This is a genomic window from Trinickia dabaoshanensis (assembly GCF_002879885.1).
Taxonomy (GTDB): Bacteria; Pseudomonadota; Gammaproteobacteria; order Burkholderiales; family Burkholderiaceae; genus Trinickia; species Trinickia dabaoshanensis.
The window spans coordinates 156,913-179,141 of the sequence record NZ_PNYA01000008.1 but is presented as its reverse complement, the minus strand read 5'-3'; the positions used below and the strand labels follow the sequence as shown (position 1 = coordinate 179,141).

The following is a 22,229-nucleotide window of genomic DNA, read 5'->3' as shown; positions in this document are numbered from 1 at the left end:
CTATAGGCGCGCGGCCAATTGCGCGCCTTCGCGAATGGCGCGCTCCGCATCGAGTTCATTGGCCAGCGCCGCGCCGCCGATCACGTGAAAGCGCGGGCCGCCGGCTGCCGGCGCGCTCGGCGCGAGCTCGCGTAGCGATTCCTGTCCGGCGCAAACGACGATGGTCTCCACATCCAACCATTGCTCGACACCGTCGCGCTCGATCTTCAGTCCGCGCGGCGCAATCTCGAGATAGGTGACCGCGTCGAGCATTTTCACGCCTTGGCGCAAGAGCGTCGCGCGGTGCACCCATCCCGACGTCTTGCCTAGCCCCGCGCCGAGCTTGCCCTTCTTGCGTTGTAGAAGCCAGATTTGCCGTTCGGGGCGGGGTTCCTGCCGCGTTTGCGACAGGCCGCCGGGCTCCGTTACGTCGAGATCGACGTTCCACTCGGCAAGCCATGCATCGCGCGATTGCGGCAGCGGCTCGCCCGCGCGATGCAGCAAAAACTCGCTGACGTCGAAGCCGATACCGCCCGCGCCGATGACGGCCACCGTGCGCCCGACCGGTGCGCCGCGCAATACGTCGACGTACGACAGCACATTGCCCGAGTCGATGCCGGGGATCGCGGGTCGTCTCGGGACGATGCCGGTCGCGACGATGACCTCGTCGTAGCCTGAACCGGCGAGCAGGGCCGCGTCCACGCGCGTGCCGAGTCGAACGTCGACGCCATGCTTGCGCAATTGGCTGCCGAAGTAGCGCAGTGTTTCGGCGAATTCCTCTTTTCCCGGAATGCGGCGCGCTAAGTTGAACTGGCCGCCGATCGCGTCGCCGGCATCGAACAGCGTCACGCGATGACCGCGCGATGCGGCCACGCAGGCTGCCGACAATCCGGCCGGTCCCGCGCCCACGACGGCGAGCGAAAGAGGCCGGGCGCTCGCGCGGTAGACGAGTTCGGTTTCGTGCGCGGCGCGCGGATTGACGAGGCAGCTTGCGCGCTCGTTGCGGAACGTGTGATCGAGGCAAGCCTGATTGCAGGCGATGCAGGTATTGATCTCGTCGGCGCGGCCCTCGCTCGCCTTCAGGACGAACTGCGGATCGGCCAGAAGCGGGCGTGCCATCGAAACGAGATCGGCGCTGCCTTGCTCGATCAGCGATTCCGCGAGCTCGGGCGTGTTGATTCGGTTGGAGGCAATGACGGGTACGCGTACCGCTTCGCGCAAGCGGGCGGTGAGCGGCGCGAAGGCCGCGCGCGGCACCGACGTCACGATGGTCGGCACACGGGCCTCATGCCAGCCGATACCGGTATTGATCAGCGTGACGCCGGCCGCCTCGAGCGCGCGGGCGACCTGCACGGTTTCGTCCCACGTATTGCCCCCTTCCACGAGATCGATCAGCGAGAGCCGATAGATGACGATGAAGCGCTCGCCGCACGCCTTGCGCACGCGCCGCACCACGTCCACCGCCAGGCGCATCCGGTTTTCGATGCTGCCGCCGTACTCGTCCGTGCGGTGGTTGGTGCGGCGGCACAAGAACTGGTTCAGTAAATAGCCTTCGCTGCCCATGATCTCGACGCCGTCGTAGCCGGCGCGCTGCGCGAGTCTCGCGGTAAGCGCGTAGGCGCGCACCGTGCGCTCGATGCCCGCTTGCGTGAGCGCGCGCGGCGCGAACTTCGAGATCGGGGAGCGGATGGCCGATGCGGAAACCACGAAAGGGTGATAGCCGTAGCGGCCCGCATGCAGGATCTGCATCGCGATCTTGCCGCCTTCCTCGTGCACGGCTCGCGTGAGTTTGCGGTGATTGTGCAGATCGAAGACCGAATTGAGCGTGCCGCCGAACGGAAGCAGCCAACCTTCCCGGTTCGGTGAAATTCCGCCCGTGATGATGAGCCCGACCCCGCCCTTCGCGCGCTCGCGGTAGTACTCGGCAAGCGCCGGGTAATGCCAAAAGCGATCCTCCAAGCCCGTATGCATCGAACCCATGACGACGCGGTTCTTGAGCTTCGTGAAGCCGAGGTCCAGCTCGGACAGTAAATGTCGATAGGGCATTGGAGTGGATTGGTAAAAGTGGATGCGTGCGAACGATAGCGCGCCGCGGCGATTTCGATGCTGGAGGCGTGGCTCTAATCGCGGCGGACGGCTCGTGCGGCGGTGCTGCGAGCGATCGTCGATAGGACGTGCCCGAGGGACGGCATAGCGTTTGCTCCCCGAAAAGCCACGAACGCAAGGCGCGATTCGCAAGTATTCGACTGATGATTGGATGGGTGTGTATATCTGGGAGGTGTTTTATGAAGACGATTCGTAACCTTGCCCTGTGTGCGGGCGTGGCGGCCGTGCTGGCGGCTTGCGGCGGCGGCTCGAGCGATGTCGGCAAGGAAGTGGGATTGCAAAACCCCGAAATTCATTTCGTCAACGCCGTGCCGCTCGCGCCCGACGGTTCCTCGGCGCCGAATCTCGACTTGTTCGTCAACGGCTCGACGTTGTCGGGTCAAACGAACGTGCCGTACAAAGGGGTGACCAACTTCGCCAATATCGGAACGGGCAGCACGCAAGTCGGCTATGGCTTGACGGGAACGAGCCCGAGCGCCGCGCTCGCGAGCGGTACCTTCCCTAATGTCGCGAACGGCCACGAATATACCGTTATCGCGCTGCCGAGCATCACGGCGAGCAACGGTTACGGCATCGGTTTGATCGACGATCCTTTCGACAAAGGCTTGCTGTCGAACGATGCGCGGCTGCGTTCGTTCAACGCCTCGCCGAACGCGGCCGATGTCGACGTGTACATCGTCCCGCCCGGCACGACGAGCGTATCGGGCTATAGCCCCACGATGGCCGGCGTCTCGTACGGCAACGCCGTGCCGGCTTCGGGGCAAGACTCGCTGTATGTCTCGGGCGGAACCTACATGGCCATCGTGACGGCCGCGGGGACGACCACGCCGATCTACGAATCGGCGCAGTTCAGCCTGGCCAACAACGCCGACTGGCTGATCTCGACCGTTCCGGCGGGCGGCGTGGCGAGCACATTGCAGCCCGGGCAGATCCACCTGCTCGTGGCCCAAGGCGGCAACACCTCGCAGCCCGCGCTCGAGTTGATCAACACGCTGACGGGTCACTGATCGCGGGTTGTCCCACGCGGGCGCTCAAGCTAATGCGGCGCGCCCGCGGCGGCGGGCGCGCTCAGGTGCCGCGCCGCGGCCAGGCAGGCGAACAGCACGCCTGCCGCGCACACGCCCAGCCAACCGAACGTGCGCCACGCGTACGCCCCGACGGCCGATCCCGTCGCTCCGCCGATGAAGTAACACACCATGAACACCGTATTGACGCGGCTGCGCGCCTCGGGCCGGAGCGCATAGATGCGCGATTGGTTCGAGATTTGGGCAGCCTGCACGCCGATGTCGAGCACGATGACGCCCAGCACGAGACCGGCGATGCGAGTCGAAGAGAAGGCGAAGATAACGAAGGCGAGCGCGACGAGACCGATCGAGAGCGTGATGACCGCATACGGTCCCCGCTTGTCGGAGAAGCGGCCCGCGATCGGCGCGGCGAGCGCGCCCGCGGCGCCCACGATGCCGAACAGCCCCGCGGCCTGCGGGCCTAGATGAAACGGCGCGCCGGCCAGCAACAGCGTGAGGACCGACCAGAATGCGCTGAACGCGGCGAACAGCGCCGCGCCTGTGATCGAGGCATCGCGCAGGTCGCGCAACTCGAGCGCGAGATGCCACATCGAGCCGAGCAGCTTGCCGTAGGGCAAGGTCGACGTCGGCCGGCTATTGGGTAAGCGCGCGATCACGACGAGCGCGAGTATCGCCAGGGCCCCGACCGACGCCCCGAACACTGCGCGCCAGCCGAAGTATTGGGCGATGAACCCGGCGGCGGTGCGCGCGAGCAAAATGCCGAGCAGCAAGCCGCTCATGACGGTGCCCACCGCATGACCGCGCTGCGCGGGCGGTGCGAGTTCCGCCGCGAACGGCACCGCCTGCTGCGCGATCGTGGATAGCACGCCGATAGCCAAACTCGTCGCGGCGAGTATCGCGAGCGACGGCGCGCCGGCAGCCGCCGTCAACGCGAGCGCGAGCCCGGCGGTTTGCAGCAAGATCAGCTTTTTGCGATTGAACCGGTCGCCGAGAGGGGCGAGAAAGAACATGCCGGCGGCGTAGCCGAGCTGCGTGGCCGCCGGTACGGCGCCGACCCACGACGCGCTAACCGGGAAGCTTTCGCGAAAGCGATCGAGCAGCGGCTGGTTGTAGTAGATGTTGGCCACCGAGACGCCCGCGATCGTCGCGAGCAGCAATAAGAGCGGACGCGAGTAGGGGCCGGGGTCGCCGGGACGGCGGGCGTCATTCATCGAGTGGCCTCTCCACGAAACGCGCGCGACACCGTGCGACGCGCGTAACGTCCGTTTCGGGGACGGGCAGCGTGCACACCCGGCTCCGGTCAGTCGATCAGGTTGCCGTCCGTTTCGTAGAACGGAAACGGGCCCTCGCCTTCGTCCACATAGGCATGATGCGTGACGAGGCCGGCTGCGGGGGTGTAGTGGTGCAGCGCGAAGGCGGGCGGTTCGAGCCTGAACGCCGACGGCGCGTCCTCGCGCAAGTCCAGCGCGACCTGGTGCGCCGGTGAGGGGACCGCGGCTGCGATCGTACCGCCGAAACGCGTGAAAATCGGCCGATGCACGTGGCCGCAAATCACGCGTTCGACGTTCGGGTAGCGCCTCACGATCGCCTCGAGCTGCTTGGCCGATGCGGGATCGAGCCGCTGGCGATCCATGTGCCCGATGCCCGAGACGAACGGCGGATGATGCAGCGCGAGCACGACGGGTTTGCCTTGCGATGCCGCGAGCTGTGCATCGAGCCAGGCAAGACGAGCCTCGCACAAGTGGCCGCTGCCTTGCCCCGGCATTTGCGAATCGAGCGCGAGGAGCCGCAGCGGGCCCACGTCGACGGCGTAATGAACGAACTCGCCGCCCGTGCGCAAATAGGCGTGCTCGGAAAACACTTCACGCAGCGCCTCGCGCTCGTCGTGATTACCCACGAGCAGGTAGACGGGCATCGTGAGCGGCGCGAGCAACGCTTTCAGTGCCTCGTACTCCACGAGTGCGCCCAAATCGACGAGGTCGCCGGTGACGACGAGCGCTTCCGGCCTCGGCTCGAGCGCGTTCAGCCGCGCGACGCATCGTTCGAGGTAGGCCGCCGTATCGACGCGCCGGTACGCAAGCGCGCCCGGGCGTTTGATATGGAGATCGCTGATTTGTGCGAGGAGCATTGTGTGAGTCCTTGGTCTATGGTTATTTTTCGTCGGTCGGGTGCGTCATCACGGTAACGCGATCAACCCTTCGGGTGCAATTTCAATGCCGACGGCAGCACCGGGCGCCCACTCGCTGCGTCCCGGGACGTCGATGACGAGCGCCTCGGGCGCGGCACCCGACACGGTAACGCGCGTCCGTTCGCCGAGGAACGAGACCGTTTCGACGACACCGCGCAGTGACGCGCCCTGCGGATCCACGAGCCTACCATCCTCAGGGCGGAAAAAAAGTTCCGACTTATTGCCGTTTCCGCCGGCGATTGCCGGCGTGCCGTTCGGCACATGTCCCTCGAGTCGATTGATCGTTCCTACGAACTGGGCCACGGCGCGATTCGCCGGACGATAATAAATGTCGCGCGGCGTGCCGATCTGCTCGATACGGCCGGCGCCCATGACCACGATAAGGTCGCCGAGCTCCATCGCCTCGGCTTGGTCGTGCGTCACGTACACGGTCGTCACACCGAGCCCGCGCAGCAGCGTGTTCATCTCGCGTCGCAGCGTATCGCGCAAGCGCGCATCGAGCGCGGTGAGCGGCTCGTCGAGTAAAAGCACGCGCGGTTCGCGCGCCAATGCCCGTGCGAGCGCCACGCGTTGCCGCTGGCCGCCCGAGAGTTGGTGGATCGGTTTATCGGCATGGGCCTCGAGCCGCATCAGCGCGAGCAATTCGTCCACGCGCCGGCGCGCGACGGCGGGGTCGGTCTTCGCGATCTTGAGGCCGTAGCCGACATTGCCGCGCACCGTCAAATTCGGGAACAGCGCATAGCTTTGAAACACCATGCCGACATGCCGGCGCTCGATCGGCAGATGCGTGACGTCTTCGTCGCCGAAGCGCACAGTGCCGCCGGCATCGGGCGATTCGAGGCCTGCGATGATACGTAGTGTCGTCGTCTTGCCGCAGCCCGACGGCCCGAGCAAGACGAGCGTCTCGCCGGCGCCGATCGAGAGATCGAGCGGCTCGAGCACACGTGTGCCGTGAAACGTCTTCGAGCATTGCGTCAGCGCGATGGGAACGGGGGTGAAATTCATCGTGGGAAGTGGGGCGAAAATTAGTCGGCTTTGCCTTGGGCCTGGCGTTCGGCATCGGCGCGGCGCATGAGTTCGACCTGGCCGCCGCCGAGGCGTTGCATCGCGACGAGCAACGGCATCGTCATGGCGAAAAACAAGATCGTGTAGGCACTACCCACCTCGATGCGCAGCGAGGCGTACGTGTCGGCGAGCCCGACCGGCAACGTCTTCGTCTCGGGCGTGTGAAGCATCCAGGTCAGATTGAATTCGCCGATCGACAGCGTGACGACAGCGAGCGCCCCGGCGACGATGCCCGGTTTCAAGTTGGGCAGCACGACGGTGAAAAACCGCTGCGCGAAGGTGGCACCGAGGCTCGCCGCGCCTTCCTCGAGCGTGCGCAAGTCGGCGCTTGCCGCGACGGCCGCCACTGCGCGCACCATGAACGGCAGCGTGAACACGACGTGGCCGACGACGATGAACGCGACGCTCATGCGAAACGCCGTGAATCCGCCGTAGACGACGATGAGCGCGAGCGCGGAGGCGAGACCGGGCAGGGCGATCGGCAACACGAGCAGTTCTTCGACGAGGCGGGCCCAGCGCGTCTTACTGCGCGCGAGCGCGTAGGCAGCCGGCACGCCGGTGACGAGCGTGATCGCGAGCGTGGCCGCCGCGACTTCGAGCGACAACCACACCGAGCCGTGGTACTGCGCCCACACTTGCGCGAGCCAGCGCAGCGTGAGTCCGCTCGACAGGCCGCGAAAGTAGTTGACGGTGAGTCCCGCCAGCACCGACATGACCACCGGCACCACGAGAAACGCGCATAGACCGAAGGTGACCAACCATTGAGCGAGCGCGAGCAGCTTGCGTGGCGCCAGTTGCCGCGTGCGTGTCGATGAACGCAGTTCGGTGCGAATGGGATCGGCGAGTCGATTCATCGTAGGCCTCACGCGGTGGCGGCGACGGCCGAGCCGGTCGCGCTGCGCGCGATCGCGAGCACGAGCCAAGTGACGATGCCGAGAATCACCGACAACCCGGCGGCCGTGATCATATTCGCGTTCAGCGTGAACTCGGTGTAGATGGTCATCGGCAGTACGTCGATGTCGGTGGCGAGCGTGAAGGCCGTTCCGAACGCGCCCATCGCGGTGGCGAAGCAGATGGCGCCGGCCGCGACGAGGCCGGGCGCGAGGCCCGGCAAGACGACGTCGCGCATGATCTGCCACGGCGACGCGCCGAGCGAGCGGGCCGCTTCCTCCAGCGAGGGATCGAGCTTGGTCGCCGACGCCATGACCGTGACGATGACGCGCGGAATCGAAAAGTACAGATAGCCGAGAAAGAGCCCCGTCATCGAATAGGCGAATACCCACCGATCGCCCGTGAGTTTCTGCGAGAGCGAGCCGATGAGACCTTGGCGGCCGGCGAGCATGATCACCATGAACCCGACCACCACGCCGGGGAATGCGAGCGGAAACGTGAGCAGCGCGACGAGCGTGCGCTTACCCGGAAATTCGCGGCGCGCGAGCAGCAGGCCCGAGACGACCGAAAGCACGAGCGTGGCGAGCGTCACGGCGGCGGAGAGCGCGACCGTCGCGACGAGGCTGTCCATGTAGCGAGCGTTCGTGAGCAACGCGCGGTAGGTGGCGATGGCGTGGCCGTTGCCGCTCACCTGAACGAGCACGGCCATCGGCAACAGCCAAAAAGCGATGAAAACGGCGAGCGCCGGCGCGATCAGAACGATGCGCCAGCGTAACGGAAACGTGATGTCATGCATGGTTGACGACCGCGCGTCGAAAGGCGGTTGGGGTGGAACGGGTCGAGCGGTTGAGCGAGGTGCGCGCGAGGTCGATCCCCGCGCTTTCACGCCCAACCCGGCGATGCTGAAGCGGGCCGCTCGTTTTAGTGCACGGCCTTCAAGTATTGTTCGCCGAATGCTTGCTGCTTTTCGGCCATTTTGCCGAAATCGACCGGTTTGGCGCGAGCGTAGTCGCTCGCCGGCAGGAACTTCGCGGCGGCTTCCTTGCTCATCGCGCTAGCGCGTACCGGACGCAAATAGGCGTTGGCCCAGATCTTTTGTCCTTCGTCGGACAGTACGAAGTCGAGCACCTTCTTGCCGTTCGCCTCGTGCGGCGCGCCTTTGACGAGACTCATGACGTAGGGCACGGAAATGGTGCCTTCGGCCGGAATCACGAACGCGACGTTCGCGTGATCTTTGTATTCGGCGCGATAGGCGTCGAAGTCGTAATCGAGCAAGATCGGAATTTCGCCCGACAGGACGCGCGCGTAGGCGGTTTGCTTCGGCACGATCGGCTGATTGGCCTTGAGTTTGGCGAACCAATCGAGGCCCGGTTTGAAGTTCTCGAGCGAACCGCCGAGCGCCTGGTTCACGGCGACGGCGCCGGCATAGCCGACGAACGCGCTCGACGGATCCAAGTAACCGACCATCCCCTTGTACTCGGGCTTGAGCAAGTCGGCCCAAGAGCGGGGGACGGGCTTGCCTTCGAGCGCGTCTTTGTTGACGAAGAAGCCGAGCGTGCCCGAGTGGATCGCGAACCAGTAGCCTTGCGGATCTTTCAGGCCCGCGGGGATGTCGTCCCAGTGGGCCGGCTTGTACGGTTGAATCACACCCTTGTCCTTCGCTTGGAATGCCGAGGACACGCCGAGGTAGACGACGTCGGCGACGGGGCTTTTTTGCTCCGCGATCAATTGAGCGATCGCTTGACCCGAGTTCTTGTTGTCGGACGGCACGCGGATGCCGGTTTTTTCTTCGATGGCCTTCAGTTCGCTGGCCCAGTCCGCCCACTCGGGCGGGCAGTTGTAGCAGATGGCCGTTTGCTCGGCGTGTGTCGCGGGGGCGAAGGCGCCGGTCAATGCGACGAGCGCGCCGGCAATGGCGGCTAGGCGGGCGGCGCGTGCGCGAAGGCGGGATGAGCGACGTATCACTTGAGGTCTCCTTGCGGGACGATAAAGGGCGGAACGGGACGTCGTGGCAATGCCGCGCCGGCCCGCGAAGGCCGGCGGCGGGTACGAACGGATGCCCCGGCGCTTACGCGGCGGGATGCGCGGATTTGGCGGCGTCCGACGCGCCCGAAAGCGCGGCGATCGTCGCGCCTTTGCGCAACATGTGAGGCAACGTGAGGGAGAGCGATTCGCCGTCGTCGGCGCCTTCGATACGGGCCATCAGGCGTCGCCAGGCGGCGCAGCCGATTTCCCGGTTCGGGGTGCCGATGCTGGCGAGCGGGGGCGAGAGCAATTCGCCCATCGAGAGCCCGTCGAACCCGAGGATCGACATGTCGCCGGGGACGTCGAAGCGCGCGCGGCGCAGGCCCCGCATGACGACCATGGCGAGCAAGTCGTTGCTGCAGAAGAGCGCGGTGGGGCGCGATGCGCCCGCCGTGAGATGCGCGAGGACGGAAGGGGCGAGCTCGTCGGCATTGAAGTCGACTTCGAGCGCGGGCGCGGGCGTGAGCCCCGCCTGAGACATGGCTTCGGCGTAGCCGCGATAGCGCAGCCGCGCGCGATCGGATTCGGCGAGCGTGCCGGCCAGCATGAGCACGCGCTCATGGCCGTGCTCGATCAGCATGCGCACGCCGTCGTAGGCCGCGCGGCGGTTGTCGACCGAAACCGACGGACGCCGCACCGTGTCGTTGTGCATCAGCACGTACAGCTTGCCGTCATGGTCGAGTTCGTCGAGCAGCGGGTGCGTATCCGCGTCGGCGACGGTCAGGATGAGCCCCTCGACGCGCTGAGCAAGCAGCGTTTCGATCGCATGGCGCTCGCGCGCGGCGTCGTATTGGGTCGTCATCAGCATGAGCCGGTAGCCCTGGGCCGCGGCCAACTCGTCGATCCCTTGCAGGCATTCGGCGAAGACGGGATTCGCGAGCGTGGGCAGCACGACGCCCACGAGGCGCGTGCGTTCGCCGCGCAGCTGCCGGCCGAGGGGGCTCGGGCTGAATTGGAGCGCCTCGATCGCCTCGCGAATCTTCGCGAGCGTGACCCGGTTCACCGTATGAGGCGCATTGATCGCGCGAGACACCGTCGCGATGGAAAAGCCGGCGTAGGCGGCTACATCCTTGATCGTATGTTTCATTGCTGTCTATGCAGTCCGGTAGTGCTGGGCCTGAAAACGTTTACACCGCAACGATTATCCGGGTCGATTATGACTGAGACATGACGTTTTTGCTCGATATTTGGGCGGAAAAAAATGTTTTCTTAGCTTGGCTCGGGCCGAGGGGCTAGGCATAATCGGTCGCGATCGGGTGCCCCCGGCCGTTGGGCGCCTGCAATATTTCTCATTTCCCGCAACCTGAAGAAAGAAAGGATCGCCGCGTGAGCCTTTGGTTTTTGTTTTTTCTAAGCGTCCTGCAGGGCGTCACCGAACTCTTCCCGGTCAGCAGCTTGGGGCATACGCTGCTCGCGCCCGCGCTGTTGGGCATCCATATCGACAAGCATGCGCCGCAACTGATTCCGTTCCTCGTGGCGCTGCATTTGGGCACGGCATTTGCTCTTCTGTGGTACTTCCGTAAGCGGTGGGTCGCGCTGATTTCGGGCTGGTTCGGCTCGCTGGCCGGCCGCCGCAGCGAGGAAGGCCACATGATGTGGGCGCTGATCATCGGGACGATTCCGGCGGGCCTCGTCGGTCTCGTGCTGGAAAAGCGGCTCGAGCGGGTGTTTCACGATTTGCGGATCGTGGCGCTGGCGCTCGTCGTGAACGGCGTGCTGCTCTGGCTGGGCGATCGTCTGCAGCGCGCGCGCGCGCACCGGCCGCCCGAAAAGCTCACGTTCAAGCAAGCGTTCCTCGTGGGTCTCGCGCAGATCGGGGCGCTGATTCCCGGTTTTTCGCGCAGCGGCTTGACGATGATCGCCGGTAACGCCGCGGGATTGACGGCCGAGAGTGCCGCCGAGTTTGCCTTCCTGCTGGGCACGCCGATTATTTTCGCCGCGGGCCTGCTGGAAATTCCGAAACTCTTCCACACGCCGGGGCAACTCGGCAATGCGCTGCTGGGCGGCGTTCTGACCGCGATCGCCGCTTATTTGAGCGTGCGCTTTTTGATGCGTTACTTCGAGGGGCGCGGCCGCTTGGCTTCGTTCGGCGTGTACTGCATCGTCGCGGGCCTGGCTTGCTTCGCGTGGTTCGCCACGCACGGCCAGCCGGCCTGAGCGCGTTTCGACTGCGCACGGGGGATCGAGTATAATTCCGGCCCCCGGCACCGGTGTGGCCGGTGCGTCGTTGGGCGCTCTAGTAAGCGGTAGTAAGCGTCCTACTCAAGCGTCGTACAATCACGCCTTCGCCTCCCCATAGTTCAACGGATAGAACACGGGTCTTCTAAACCTGAAATCGAGGTTCGATTCCTCGTGGGGGGGCCAATCCATCGATCATCCCAACGCTGCCGACGCGCGCATCGCGCCGTTCGCCGCCGTGCCGCCCTTGCGGCCCGATCGTTACAACGGAAGCCGTTGCTGTTTCGGCCGTCCCTCCAAAAAGTCGACGATTCGGTTGCCCGCCAAGACGGCGACCAACACGACGAGCGAAATCTTCAATAGCGGTTTCATATCGGAATCCTCGAGTTGCGGTGAAGGCAGGGCGAGCCATGCTTCTCGTTGCCTGCATCGAGCGTGCCGGGCGAGCGCGCCACCCGCATTTAGCCGTTCGGCCGACTACGCCGCCGCCGCCCGGCGCGCGATGATGTTTGCACGGGCGCGGTCATCGACACGCCCGAGCACGCGGCGATCGGGCGTGCCGCCAGCCATTTGGCGGTCCTCGCGCGATGTCACGCCGTGCCACGAACCGAACTCCAGTGAGCCGCTCCGATGATGTCGAATGCGCGAGATCAGCGTCGCCCCCAGCCATCTGTCCGATTTCCCAGCCCCCCCGTGCCCCTGCACGTCCATACCAGCGATCATTCGTCATTTCACGCACGCCTTACCGAGCTGGAACAAATGACGACTGATATCCGCGAACGCATGGCCCACGTCGAAGCCGGGCTGTTTCATCTAGCAACGAAAAACGATGTGACGACTCTCGAGTCGACGCTGCTGAAATGGTTCATCGGGACGGCCATCGCCCTGACGGGCCTGGTGTTCGCCACCGCTCGGCTCTTGCACTGACAGCGGCGGCCCGCAAGCGCCGCGCGCACCTCGCTGCGCATGGCGGCGCATTGACCGGACGGCGTTTGCCCCCGGGCGAGCGTTCGGAGTATCGCGTCCGGGCGCTTGATCGGGCTCGATCGTTCACGCGCAATTCCGCAACACTTATGCCGCGCGTCATCTGCGCGTTCGGCAGGCACGCGCTCGCCCACCATCCATCAAGGATCGAATCGCTGGTCGATCGCGTCGTCTGGTGTCACCGGTTTCAGTGTGCTTGATTCGCTAAATGAGCTTTTTCTCATCGCGCTTTACGTTGCAACGTAGTCTGATAAGCACATATTTGATTTAACATGTTTGTGTTGTTGAAATTTTAGGACCAAAAGAAGTCTTTAAAATCGGTTCCGCGTATTTTCGACAAAATGCCTATGTTCGAGCGTTGTTGCGATCGTGCGCTTGGGCTAGAATCGAGCGACCGCGCGCCAATGCGGGACGGCGCACCTAGAGAGAGGGGCCGTATGGCGCGGTAAAGAAAATTTCAATTCAATCGGAATTGCTTAAGAATCTTCCTGACGATAAATCTAGAGACATATGAAGGTGCCGCCTAGCGCGGTGGCGTAAATTGCGCTGTTCATTTTGTGCATTAATTCGTATCCGCCCAATGACTTAATACATTAGAGCGGCGGTCCTTTCACGTCGCAATGGCAATAGCGAGGATGAAAACGCATGACTCCCCGGCAAGTCTTATTGTTGTCCCGTCCTAGGCATCGAATTCGTATCGCGGTGCTCGACGACCATCCGATCGTCGCGCTCGGTGTCGCAACGTATCTGCGCGATCACGCCGATTTCGAGCTCGTCGCGAACGTCTCCACGATCGACGATTTATTCACGGTCCTCGAACGGGGCGCATGCGATGTGGCGCTCGTCGATTTTTACCTACCGGACGATCGTCTCGACGGTGCCACGTTCGTTAAACGCTTGCGCGTCGAGGCGCCCCCGCTCTCGATCGTCGTCCTATCGGCCGCGCGTGCGAGCGACGCCGAGTGCGTGTGCCATCGCGCGGGCGCCAATGCGTTCCTGGAGAAGTCGACGCCACTGCCGCTCATCGCCGACGCCATACGCCATGTCGTCGCTTCGCCGCGCAAATTCTTCGTCACGCGGGAAGGACGGGTCGAGGCGCTGATTCCGCACGCGCGCGAGGACATGCTATCGGCCGCTGAAATCGAGATCCTGCGGCACATCGCGGAAGGATTGTCGGTGACGCAAACGGCCGCGAGACTCCGGCGAAGCAAAAAAACGGTCAGCACGCACAAACGCAGTGCGATGCGAAAATTGCGCGTCGCCGACGACCTGGGCCTCGCACTGTTTCTCAAAGAGAAGTTTCGGGTTTGAAAGCGCGGAGGCCGCGATGGGCATGGGCATGCGTTTCGGGCAACGTATCGCGGCAATCGGCAACCGGTCGCCCGGCAGTGTCCGGCGGCTCGTCGGCTTGATGGCGGCCGCCTGTCTGTCCGGAGCGTTGGATGCGAAGCCAGCCGATCCACGGGTATGGCGCGCCGGCACCTATGCCGGCGACATGAGCGCGCTCGACTATGTCGACCAAGCCGGCGTGCGGCGCGGGATCAATGCGGACGTCTTGCGCGCGATCGCTCGCGCCCATGCGGCGCACCTCGATTATCGGCCCGTGTCTTCGGTCGGCGATGCATGGGCGGCCCTGCGGGCGGGCGAGATCAATGTCGTGCCGGTGGCCTGCGACGATCCCGCGCCGGCCGAGGCCATATTGTCCGAGCCCTATGCGGCCATGCCGATCGGTGTCGTGCTTGCACGCGGACACGATCCGCTCGATGCGCTGTCCGATTTGGACGGCAAGCGCGTGGTGACCGCGAGCGGCCTGGGTGCTGCCGCATTGAACGCAAAACTCGCCGGGCTTCGCGCGCGGCAATTGCCGGAGCGCGCGGCCGCGATCGAGGCAGTCGCGAGCGGGCGGGCCGACGCTTTCGTCGGCATGCACCCGCTGAACGTCGATGCCCTTGCCGCGCGCGGTATCGGTACGCTGACGACGGTCGCGCTGCCGGACTCGATCGCGCTCTGTTTAGCGTCGCGTCGAGATAACGCGGCGTTGACGGCGATGATCGCCCAGGGGCTGGGCACGATCGCACCATCCACCTTCGACGAGATGGAGATTCAGCCGTTGCCCGGCGCCGCTGCGCGCGGCGCGAAGGCCCCGGCGCTGCGCATGACGGATGCCGAGCGCGACTGGGCGAGCCGCCATTCGGTGGTCCGCGTCGGTGTTCAGCGGCTGGGCCGTCCCTATGACTTCATCGACGACCAAGGGCGATGGCAAGGGTTCGGCGCCACGCTGCTCAAGCAATTCGCGCAAACGGCCGGCTTGCGGTTCGAACCCGTGTTGCTCGATCCCGCGCACGAGCCGGCGCGCGCCCTGCGTGAAGGCGTGGTGGACATCGTATCGTCGTTTCCGCTCGGGGTGGGCGCGACGAGCGCGGGCCTGGCGACGACTCGCCCATACGACAGCTTCCCGTGGTCGTTCGTGCGAACGGAGTTCGGCGATACACGGGTGAGCCGTATCGCAACGACACCTTGGCGGATGCGGCGGGTCGTGCCCGAGCCGTTGGTGGCCGAAGCCGAACTGGTGCCGAGGACGACCGCGGCGGACGCGTTGCGGGCGGTGCTGGCCGGCAACGCCGACGCTGCGCTCGTCAATGCGATCGCGGCGGAGGAACTCGGCGATCGCTACGTGCCGCATACGCTGACCATCGACCCGGCCACCGCCGGCGTCGAGCGCATCGGGTTTGCGGTCGCGCCGAGCAATCGGCCGCTTGCGACGATGCTCGATCGCTATCTGGCCTCGTATAGCCCGCGCGAATTGGCCCGTTTGGCCAGCCGTGCGCGGCCGCTCACGATCGTGCTGGGCTATGAAAAACGCGCCGTCATCGGTCTCGCGTCGGGCGCCGCTGCCATCGCCCTGGCCGTCATCGGCACACTCGCTTGGGCCTATCGGCGCACGCAGGCCGCGCGCGCGGCGGCCGTGGCCGCGCGGACGGAGGCGATCGCCGCCCGCGAGCAAGCGTTCGCGGCCGACCGGGCGAAGTCGGCGTTCGTCGCGATGATGAGTCACGAGATCCGCACGCCGATGAACGGCGTCGTCGGGGTGTTGGACGTGCTCGATACGATGTCCTTGCCCCAAGAGCCGCGCCGATACCTCGATATCGCGCAACATTCCGCGCGGCTGATGCTGCGCGTCGTGGACGATACGCTCGATTACTTGAAGATCGAGCAAGGCGCGCTGGCGCTCGAGACGGCGCCGTTCGACGTTTGCGCGCTCGCCGCGGCTGCCGCTGAATTGCATGCGCCGCTGGCGGCGCGCAAAGGCCTTGCGCTCTACTTGGCGGCCATGCCGCACTTCGATCGGCAGCTCGTGGGCGACGAGGTGCGCCTCAATCAAATCGTCACGAATCTGCTCAGCAACGCGATCCGCTTCACCGACCGCGGCCATGTCGTGCTGGAAGTGCGGCGCAAGACGGTGCGCGCCCGCCCGTGGCTCATCGTGTCCGTCGTCGATACCGGGGCCGGAATATCCGAAGCGTATCGCGCGCGCTTGTTCGCCCCGTTCACCCAGCAAGACAGCACCACGACGCGCCGCTATGGCGGCACGGGCCTCGGGTTGTCGATCGTGAAACGGCTCGTGGATCTCATGGACGGCACGATCGATATCGAGAGCCGAGTCGGGCAGGGCACGCACGTGCGCGTCCGCTTGCCGATCCGATGGGGCAACGATCTGCGGACATGGCCCTCCATCGCTCCGGCGCGGGCGAGTTTGAACATGCCGGTGCCCGCCATGCATCAGGCCATTCGGGCTTCGCTCGCGAAAATGGGCGTGCGGTGCGTGGCACGCGGACGCGAGTCCGATATCGAGGTATCGGCCGACGCGACGGGCGCGGTGGTGGTGACGGCGCGCGACGGGCGGCAGCGAATCGTGCGCTTCGTCGACGACTTGACGGCGGCGATCGTCGCGGCTACCGAACGCCGGGCGCTGCCCGCTGTGGCCGGCGCCGAGGATATCGGCACGCGCGGCCAATGTCCGGCTTCGTTGGACATAGGCGTGACAGGTGTGATCGCGGCTTGCGAAGGCGAAGGCTCGCGACGGGCCGCGGGCGGCGTGCTCGTCATCGAAGACAACGACATCAACCGCGATATCGTCATGCGGCAACTGCGCGCGCTCGGCGTGCCCGCTATCGAGGCCGCCGGCGGCGTGCGAGGACTCGAGTGTTGGCGCCGCATAAGGCCGGCGATCGTGCTGCTCGACTGCCATATGCCGGACATGGATGGCTATACGGTTGCCCGCCACATCCGGCACGCGCAAGGCGATCGCCTGCCGCGCACGACGATCGTCGCGATCAGCGCGAACGCGACGGCCGACGACGTGCGCGCATGCCGGGAAGCGGGCATGGACGATTACTTGGCCAAGCCGATCACGCGTATCAAGCTCGCGGCCTTGTTGGACAAGTGGACGGAGCGGGCCGATGTCGACGTATGACCGGCGCTCGAGCGACATGCGCGATACGCACGAAGGATGCTCGTTCGATCTATCCGAGTTGTCGATGTTGTACGGCGCGGCGGGTTTGCGCACGTTGCTGGCCGTCGCGCTCGACGAGTTCGATTGCCAGCATCTGGCGATGGACGGCGCGCTCGGATCGGCCCGGTGGCCGCGTGCCGCTCAGGCGTTGCATCGGCTGACCGGAACCGCCGCCTTCTTCGTCAGCGACGAGCGCATGCTCGATCCGCTCAGTCACGCTGAGCGCGCCCTTCGTCTCGGCGATGCGTCGCTGATCGATCTGACGATCCCGGCTGCTCGCGCGGCGCTCGCCGCGATCCGCCTCGCGCTCACGGGCGAACTCTCGAAATCGCGGGAAGCGCTGTGAGAGGCGTGACGAACTTTGGGAGCGGAGGGCAGGCATGGAAATCGGATGGAGCAGCGCGGCGGGCGGCACGACTTTGAATGCTGCGGTCGGCGTGGAGCAAGCCGAGGCGGCGCTAGGCGGCGAGGAGGGGCTGGAAGATCGCACCGCCCCGGCTGCGGGCGCCGACTTGCAACGATCGTTCGATCGCGCAGCGTATGGGCAGCGGGGACGGTTTGCTCCCGCGCCCGCGCCCGCGCCCCCGCCCGCGATCGAGTGGCGCTTACGCCGCGCATTGGCCGAGACGAGTTTCGAGTCCGCGCCCCTTGGCTCGTCGTGCGTGCCGGCGTTGTCGTGCACCTCATCGCGCTCGGCGGTGGCGGACGCCGAGGTCTTGGCGCGGCTCGACGTCGCGTTATCGGCATGGGTCGATGAAAGCAAGGCGCGACACTACGCCGACAGTCCGAGCGATCTATTGCAGGCCGTGGCGCGCCACCGGCGGCGCATCGTTCCCGACGCATTCACGGCGACGCTCGATCCGTCGCTGCTCTAGTTCCGAGTTCGTCGTTCAAACAAACGACGCCGTACTTCGACGGCTTCGCGCTGCGTAACGCGCAAGGCAAATCGTTCGACGCGCTCGTCGAACTGCGCGAGATATGGTCCGCGCCGGCGCTGGCCGCGCTTTCAAGGGAGGAACGACGCACGTTGCTCGCGCGCAAGTTCGAGCAAATGAGAGAGTCCACGAGGTTTCCCATTGGCTCGCCCGCTCATTCAATGGCGACGGCCATGTTACGAATCGAGCGCTATGGCGGCGCGACGCCACGAGACCATGGCGAGGAGCCCGAGGTGGTCAAGGCGTTCGCGAAACGGGAAGCCGCATGGCGCGCGGGCGATTCATACCCCTATCATCCGCGTCTGCTCTTTGCCGCCCATTTGGCGCGTGCGAGCGGTTTCGAGGTGCTTTCATACGAGCAGTTGAACCTGCTCTACGAAAACCAGATCAACGACCGCGCTCTCGACGCGATGGCGCAGGGCGACGGCAAACCGGCCGAATGGATCGCCCGGTATTTGTCGGGATGGGCGCTGCCGGGGTGCGGTTGGCAAGACCTCGAACCCGCGCGCCGAGCGCAGGCGTTATTGGGGTTGTTCGAGACGCTCAGAGTGGCAGCCCATCACGAGAGCGCGATCTCGCCGTTCGCACGAAGCATCGAAGCGTCGGGCGTGCTCACGCCGAATCGCATCGCCGGCGCCGACTTCGCGGCGCGCTCGGCCGCCGCGATCGAATATGCCAACGAGCGCCTGCTGCTCGCCTACGGCCCGCCGCCTTCGTTCGATCGGCGTCAGGCGGCAATCGGTATCTTGCGCGAGGCCGGCCTGAGCGAGGCGGCGCTATCCGACGCGCGCCATTACACCATTGCGGGCGATAACCCGAATATCGTCAAAAGCGCGTTCGGCGACGCCGTCGACGAATTCCTCGATCGGGCCGATTGGGTGGGTTTGACCGGCGCCCTGATGACGCTGCCCGGCGGCAAGCGACTCGAGCCGCGCGATGAATTGCAGCGCGAAGAACGGGCCTTCAACGAACGATTGCCGACCCAGCCCTGGGTCGTCGCTGCCGCCAAGGAGCGCTTGCGAGCCCAATCGATGCCGGTGTCGCCCGATACGGTGCAGCGGGTTGCCGGCGAGATCGCCGGCAACTTGGCCGTCGAGACGGAATCGCACCGGGCGTGGGTGCGCGGGCTGGAGACCTGGGTCAATACGGTGCCCGTCGTGGGGCCGATTTACAACATCGAAGAAGGCATCCGCCATGGCGACGCGGCGCGCGCCGCCTTCGGTTTGCTCTTTCTCGGCGCGGACATGTTCGATGTGGCGACGGGTGGAGGAGGCGGTGGCTCGCGCGCGACGCACCCGGTGGTGCCGAAACTGCGACGCGTGGCGGGGCGTGTCGATGCCTCGCAGTTCAACGTCGCCGGGCATCATGAAATGCTCGAGATGAGCGCCGATCCGGTGCACGTCGCCCGGCCCGACGCCAACGTTCCCGAAGAACTGCGCGAGCTGGCGCGGCAAGCGCGAGAAAACCGCGGCATACGATGGCGCAACTACGATATCGTCCATCTGGACGTCGAGGATCGCATCGTGCCGGTCGCCCGCGACGGCGAAACGTATTTCGAGGTCGATTGGCATACACGGCTGCGTGTGCCCGACGCACCCGGCATCGAACTCGACCGGCTAACGGGCAAGGGGCATGCGCAGGAGGTGCATCCGCGGCTCGACGAGCCGGCCGCGCGCGCCCGGTGGGCGCAAGCGCGCATGACCGTCCAAGGTGTTAAGACGTTGCTCGAGCGAGCCGACGACATGGCGTTGCGCGAGTTCGATCTGTGTTTTTCCGACTCGTTCGATCTGCGCGCGCCCGCGGCCAATACGTCGCGCTTCGATGCCCGGGCGTTTTACCGCGGCCTGTACAGAACGAGCGGCACGTTCCGGCGGCTATTCAATCGACATGTCTTGCTGGATTCGCGCGCCAGCAATGCCACGGCGAATGCCTGGAAAAAGTGGGAGTTCGCGATCGGCGAAGCCGGGCCGCTCGGTTCCCCGCGCAAGGCTTACACCGACTTCGAGCATAAGCGCATCTACATGCCGAAGGATGCCGATATCGAGGCCATGCCGTACATGTCGGCCGGCGGCTCTCGAACGATGACACGGGAGCAGACCTATCTGCACGAAATGATTCATGCGCTGACCGGCGGACGCGACCCCGAGCGCGCGATCGCGTTGCTCAATCGCGGTCCCGTCGTTTATCTGACCGACAAAATCCTGAGTGAAGCGGGCTATGCGATTCCCGAGCAGATCATGTATCGCAGGAGCGACGCAGGCGGGGACACGCCGGTGGACCAAACCGTCGAATACAACGCGCGGGAGGCAGCGCGGTCGTCCTCGCGCGAGAATGCCTACTTGGACGCGCTCGTGGACGCCAAGCGCGGCGCCGTAACGGCTGGAACGCTCGTGGAGGGGGAGCCGCTCGCATCGCGGCTGACCGTCGTGGGCGCCAAGGCCGCACTCGATGCGATCGAGGGCGCGAAAGACGAATTGTTTTTACCGTGGAGCGATTTCAAGACGAAGTTCGATCGAAACTTCGGCTTTTACGTGCAGGATCGGACGATGACGAACGGGCTCGCCGCCGATGCCTTGGTCATCACCGATTTTTACGGCCGGCTCTATCGGCGAAGCGCCACGTTTCGCCGCATGTTCGACAAAATGCCGGCGACCGAGGCGGCGAGCGCGGACCCTTGGAAGTTCGTGCTCGAGGGCGATATCGATTTTCAGTCGCTCTCGCCTGGCGGCCGAGCGCAGAACGTCGCCCAATCGACGAAGCGAATCTACGTGCTCGACGATGGCTTGCAGTATCTCGCGCCATCGGGGTTGCGGGAGGTCGAACTCGAGCGCAAGCTCGCGTATCAGATGGTCTGCGCGGTGACCGGGCTCGGCAAGGTAACAGCGCCGTATGCCTTGGGCAATCGCGGCCCGGCCGTTTACCTGACCGATCGCATTTTGAAAGAAGCCGGGTTCAATTATCCGCGTCAACTCGTCTCCGCGCTGACGGGACCCGGCGACGTGGCGGCTCAGGCGCAACTCCTCGCGCGACAGACTTCGGCCATGCGCAGCGCGTCGGTCGAGGATCGCTATCTGCAACTCGCTTAACCAAGGGGCACGGCACGCGCGCTGCGCCCTTCGGAGGGGTCGCCAGAGTGCCGCAACGCTCGATCTTCATTTCGTCCGAACTCTGAGAATTTTCAGGGTGAGCGCCGGCGTAATAAAGCCAACAATCGAGTCGTTGTTCGAAGCACGGTTGCATTCACTGAATCAACTCGCTCCCCGTCGCGCGGCGTGCTTCGATCGTTTGAATTCCAACGACTCGACATGACGCTCATCGACGTGCCGCTGCTGCTGCAACCGCTGGACCACGCATCGCCGTGCGGGCCGGATCTCGAATACTCGCCGGCCTATCTCGAGGCGGCACGCGCGCTCGAGGGCACCCCCGAGGTGCAGTACGGCAGCATGCGCGTTGCGGCGACCGAACCGGATTGGAAGCACGTCAAGGCGGCGACGCTCGAATTGCTGCGGGAAAGCCGCGACTTGCGTTTGGCCGTTTGGCTGACACGGGCGCTCGTCGCGCTGCACGGCGCTGCGGCGATTGCGCAAGGTCTGGCGTTGATCGAAGGGCTTCTCGCTCGGTACTGGGACACGTTGCATCCGCAACTCGATGCCGACGACGATCTCGATCCGGCCGCTCGCATCAACACGTTACTTTCCCTCGACGACAAAACCGCGTTCGTGCGCTCGATGCGCTTGGCGCCGTTGATCGTTTCACCGCGGCTTGGGGCGGTGAGTCTGGACGATATCGAACGAGCGGGGGGCGATTCGGACGCCGATGTGCCCGCGCTCGAACCCGCCGCGATCGATGCCGCGTTCGCCGACGTATCGATCGATGAGGTGAGCGCCGTGCATGCCGCCCTCGCGAGTGCCGTCACTTCGCTGGAGCGTATCGATGCGCAATTGAACGAGCGCGTGGGCCATTGCGCGTCGGTCACCCTCGCGGCCCTCGATGAGGTGCTCGCACACGCCCTGCGCGCGATGGCGGCTCAGCTCGCGCGGCACCCGGCACGGCTCGCGCTCGCGGGCGAGCCGGCCGCCCCTTCGCCGGATGTGACGGGGCCCGCGGCATCCGATCGCATCGCCGATCGCGACGACGTCGTTCGTACGCTCGAGCGCCTGTGCGCGTACTACGCGCAAGCCGAGCCGTCGAGTCCGGTTCCGATTCTGCTGCAACGCGCCCGCGCGCTCGTGGGAATGCGTTTCGCCGATCTCGTGGCGGACCTGACACCGGCCGCGATGGATCAGGTGAAGCATTGGGCCGGCGAGGCGCAACCGCAATCGCATTCGCCATCGTAGCCG

17 protein-coding genes and 1 tRNA gene are annotated in these 22,229 nt (G+C 65.4%); 10 read left to right on the top strand and 8 right to left on the bottom strand.

Annotated elements, in window-relative coordinates; all coding sequences use genetic code 11:
• Nucleotides 1-2,025, bottom strand: coding sequence for an NADPH-dependent 2,4-dienoyl-CoA reductase (locus tag C0Z18_RS10995; protein WP_102645439.1), 2,025 nt, complete (start codon nt 2,023-2,025; stop codon nt 1-3).
• 239 nt (nt 2,026-2,264) lie between these two features.
• Here C0Z18_RS10995 and C0Z18_RS10990 point away from each other — a divergent pair, with 239 nt between their 5' ends.
• Nucleotides 2,265-3,092, top strand: coding sequence for a DUF4397 domain-containing protein (locus tag C0Z18_RS10990; protein ID WP_102645438.1), 828 nt, complete (start codon nt 2,265-2,267; stop codon nt 3,090-3,092).
• Between the two features lie 29 nt (nt 3,093-3,121).
• Here the strand turns inward: C0Z18_RS10990 and C0Z18_RS10985 are convergent, their stop codons facing one another.
• From C0Z18_RS10985 to C0Z18_RS10955, 7 genes are all read right to left on the bottom strand, one after another.
• A complete protein-coding gene (locus C0Z18_RS10985) occupies nt 3,122-4,321 on the bottom strand; it encodes an MFS transporter (RefSeq protein WP_102645437.1) in 1,200 nt (399 codons plus the stop codon).
• 89 nt (nt 4,322-4,410) lie between these two features.
• The gene (locus C0Z18_RS10980; RefSeq protein ID WP_102645436.1) at nt 4,411-5,238 is read right to left on the bottom strand and encodes a phosphodiesterase; all 828 of its coding nucleotides are present in this window, start codon (nt 5,236-5,238) and stop codon (nt 4,411-4,413) included.
• A gap of 48 nt (nt 5,239-5,286) precedes the next feature.
• Nucleotides 5,287-6,303 carry an ABC transporter ATP-binding protein gene (locus tag C0Z18_RS33890; RefSeq protein ID WP_102645435.1) on the bottom strand — a complete coding sequence of 339 codons (1,017 nt, stop codon included), beginning with the start codon at nt 6,301-6,303 and terminating at the stop codon, nt 5,287-5,289.
• A gap of 20 nt (nt 6,304-6,323) precedes the next feature.
• Nucleotides 6,324-7,217, bottom strand: coding sequence for an ABC transporter permease (locus tag C0Z18_RS10970; RefSeq protein WP_102645486.1), 894 nt, complete (start codon nt 7,215-7,217; stop codon nt 6,324-6,326).
• 8 nt (nt 7,218-7,225) lie between these two features.
• Nucleotides 7,226-8,050, bottom strand: coding sequence for an ABC transporter permease (locus C0Z18_RS10965; RefSeq protein ID WP_102645434.1), 825 nt, complete (start codon nt 8,048-8,050; stop codon nt 7,226-7,228).
• A 125-nt stretch (nt 8,051-8,175) separates the two neighbouring features.
• Nucleotides 8,176-9,219, bottom strand: a complete 1,044-nt coding sequence (locus C0Z18_RS10960) for an ABC transporter substrate-binding protein (protein WP_102645433.1) — start codon at nt 9,217-9,219, stop codon at nt 8,176-8,178.
• A 103-nt stretch (nt 9,220-9,322) separates the two neighbouring features.
• Entirely contained in the window at nt 9,323-10,366 is a 1,044-nt protein-coding gene (locus tag C0Z18_RS10955; protein WP_102645432.1) for a substrate-binding domain-containing protein, read from the bottom strand.
• A 239-nt stretch (nt 10,367-10,605) separates the two neighbouring features.
• Here C0Z18_RS10955 and C0Z18_RS10950 point away from each other — a divergent pair, with 239 nt between their 5' ends.
• From C0Z18_RS10950 to tssA, 9 genes are all read left to right on the top strand, one after another.
• Entirely contained in the window at nt 10,606-11,436 is an 831-nt protein-coding gene (locus C0Z18_RS10950; RefSeq protein ID WP_102645431.1) for an undecaprenyl-diphosphate phosphatase, read from the top strand.
• Between the two features lie 132 nt (nt 11,437-11,568).
• Nucleotides 11,569-11,643 (top strand) — tRNA-Arg (locus C0Z18_RS10945).
• A gap of 573 nt (nt 11,644-12,216) precedes the next feature.
• Nucleotides 12,217-12,384, top strand: a complete 168-nt coding sequence (locus C0Z18_RS33170; RefSeq protein ID WP_199189428.1) for a hypothetical protein — start codon at nt 12,217-12,219, stop codon at nt 12,382-12,384.
• Nucleotides 12,385-13,086: 702 nt separating this feature from the next.
• Complete coding sequence (locus tag C0Z18_RS10935; RefSeq protein WP_102645429.1) at nt 13,087-13,752, top strand: response regulator transcription factor; 666 nt, start codon at nt 13,087-13,089, stop codon at nt 13,750-13,752.
• A 16-nt stretch (nt 13,753-13,768) separates the two neighbouring features.
• Nucleotides 13,769-16,915: an ATP-binding protein gene (locus tag C0Z18_RS10930; protein WP_102645428.1), complete on the top strand. Its 3,147-nt coding sequence runs from the start codon at nt 13,769-13,771 to the stop codon at nt 16,913-16,915.
• Complete coding sequence (locus tag C0Z18_RS10925) at nt 16,902-17,300, top strand: hypothetical protein (protein ID WP_102645427.1); 399 nt, start codon at nt 16,902-16,904, stop codon at nt 17,298-17,300. The genes C0Z18_RS10930 and C0Z18_RS10925 overlap by 14 nt, the downstream gene beginning before the upstream one ends.
• A 34-nt stretch (nt 17,301-17,334) precedes the next feature.
• Nucleotides 17,335-17,829, top strand: coding sequence for a hypothetical protein (locus tag C0Z18_RS10920; protein ID WP_102645426.1), 495 nt, complete (start codon nt 17,335-17,337; stop codon nt 17,827-17,829).
• A 233-nt stretch (nt 17,830-18,062) separates the two neighbouring features.
• On the top strand, nt 18,063-20,975 hold the full coding sequence (locus C0Z18_RS10910) for a PipA/GogA/GtgA family type III secretion system effector (protein WP_158244222.1): 2,913 nt from the start codon (nt 18,063-18,065) through the stop codon (nt 20,973-20,975).
• 219 nt (nt 20,976-21,194) lie between these two features.
• Nucleotides 21,195-22,226: a type VI secretion system protein TssA gene (gene tssA, locus C0Z18_RS10905; RefSeq protein ID WP_102645423.1), complete on the top strand. Its 1,032-nt coding sequence runs from the start codon at nt 21,195-21,197 to the stop codon at nt 22,224-22,226.
• Nucleotides 22,227-22,229 lie beyond the last annotated feature (3 nt).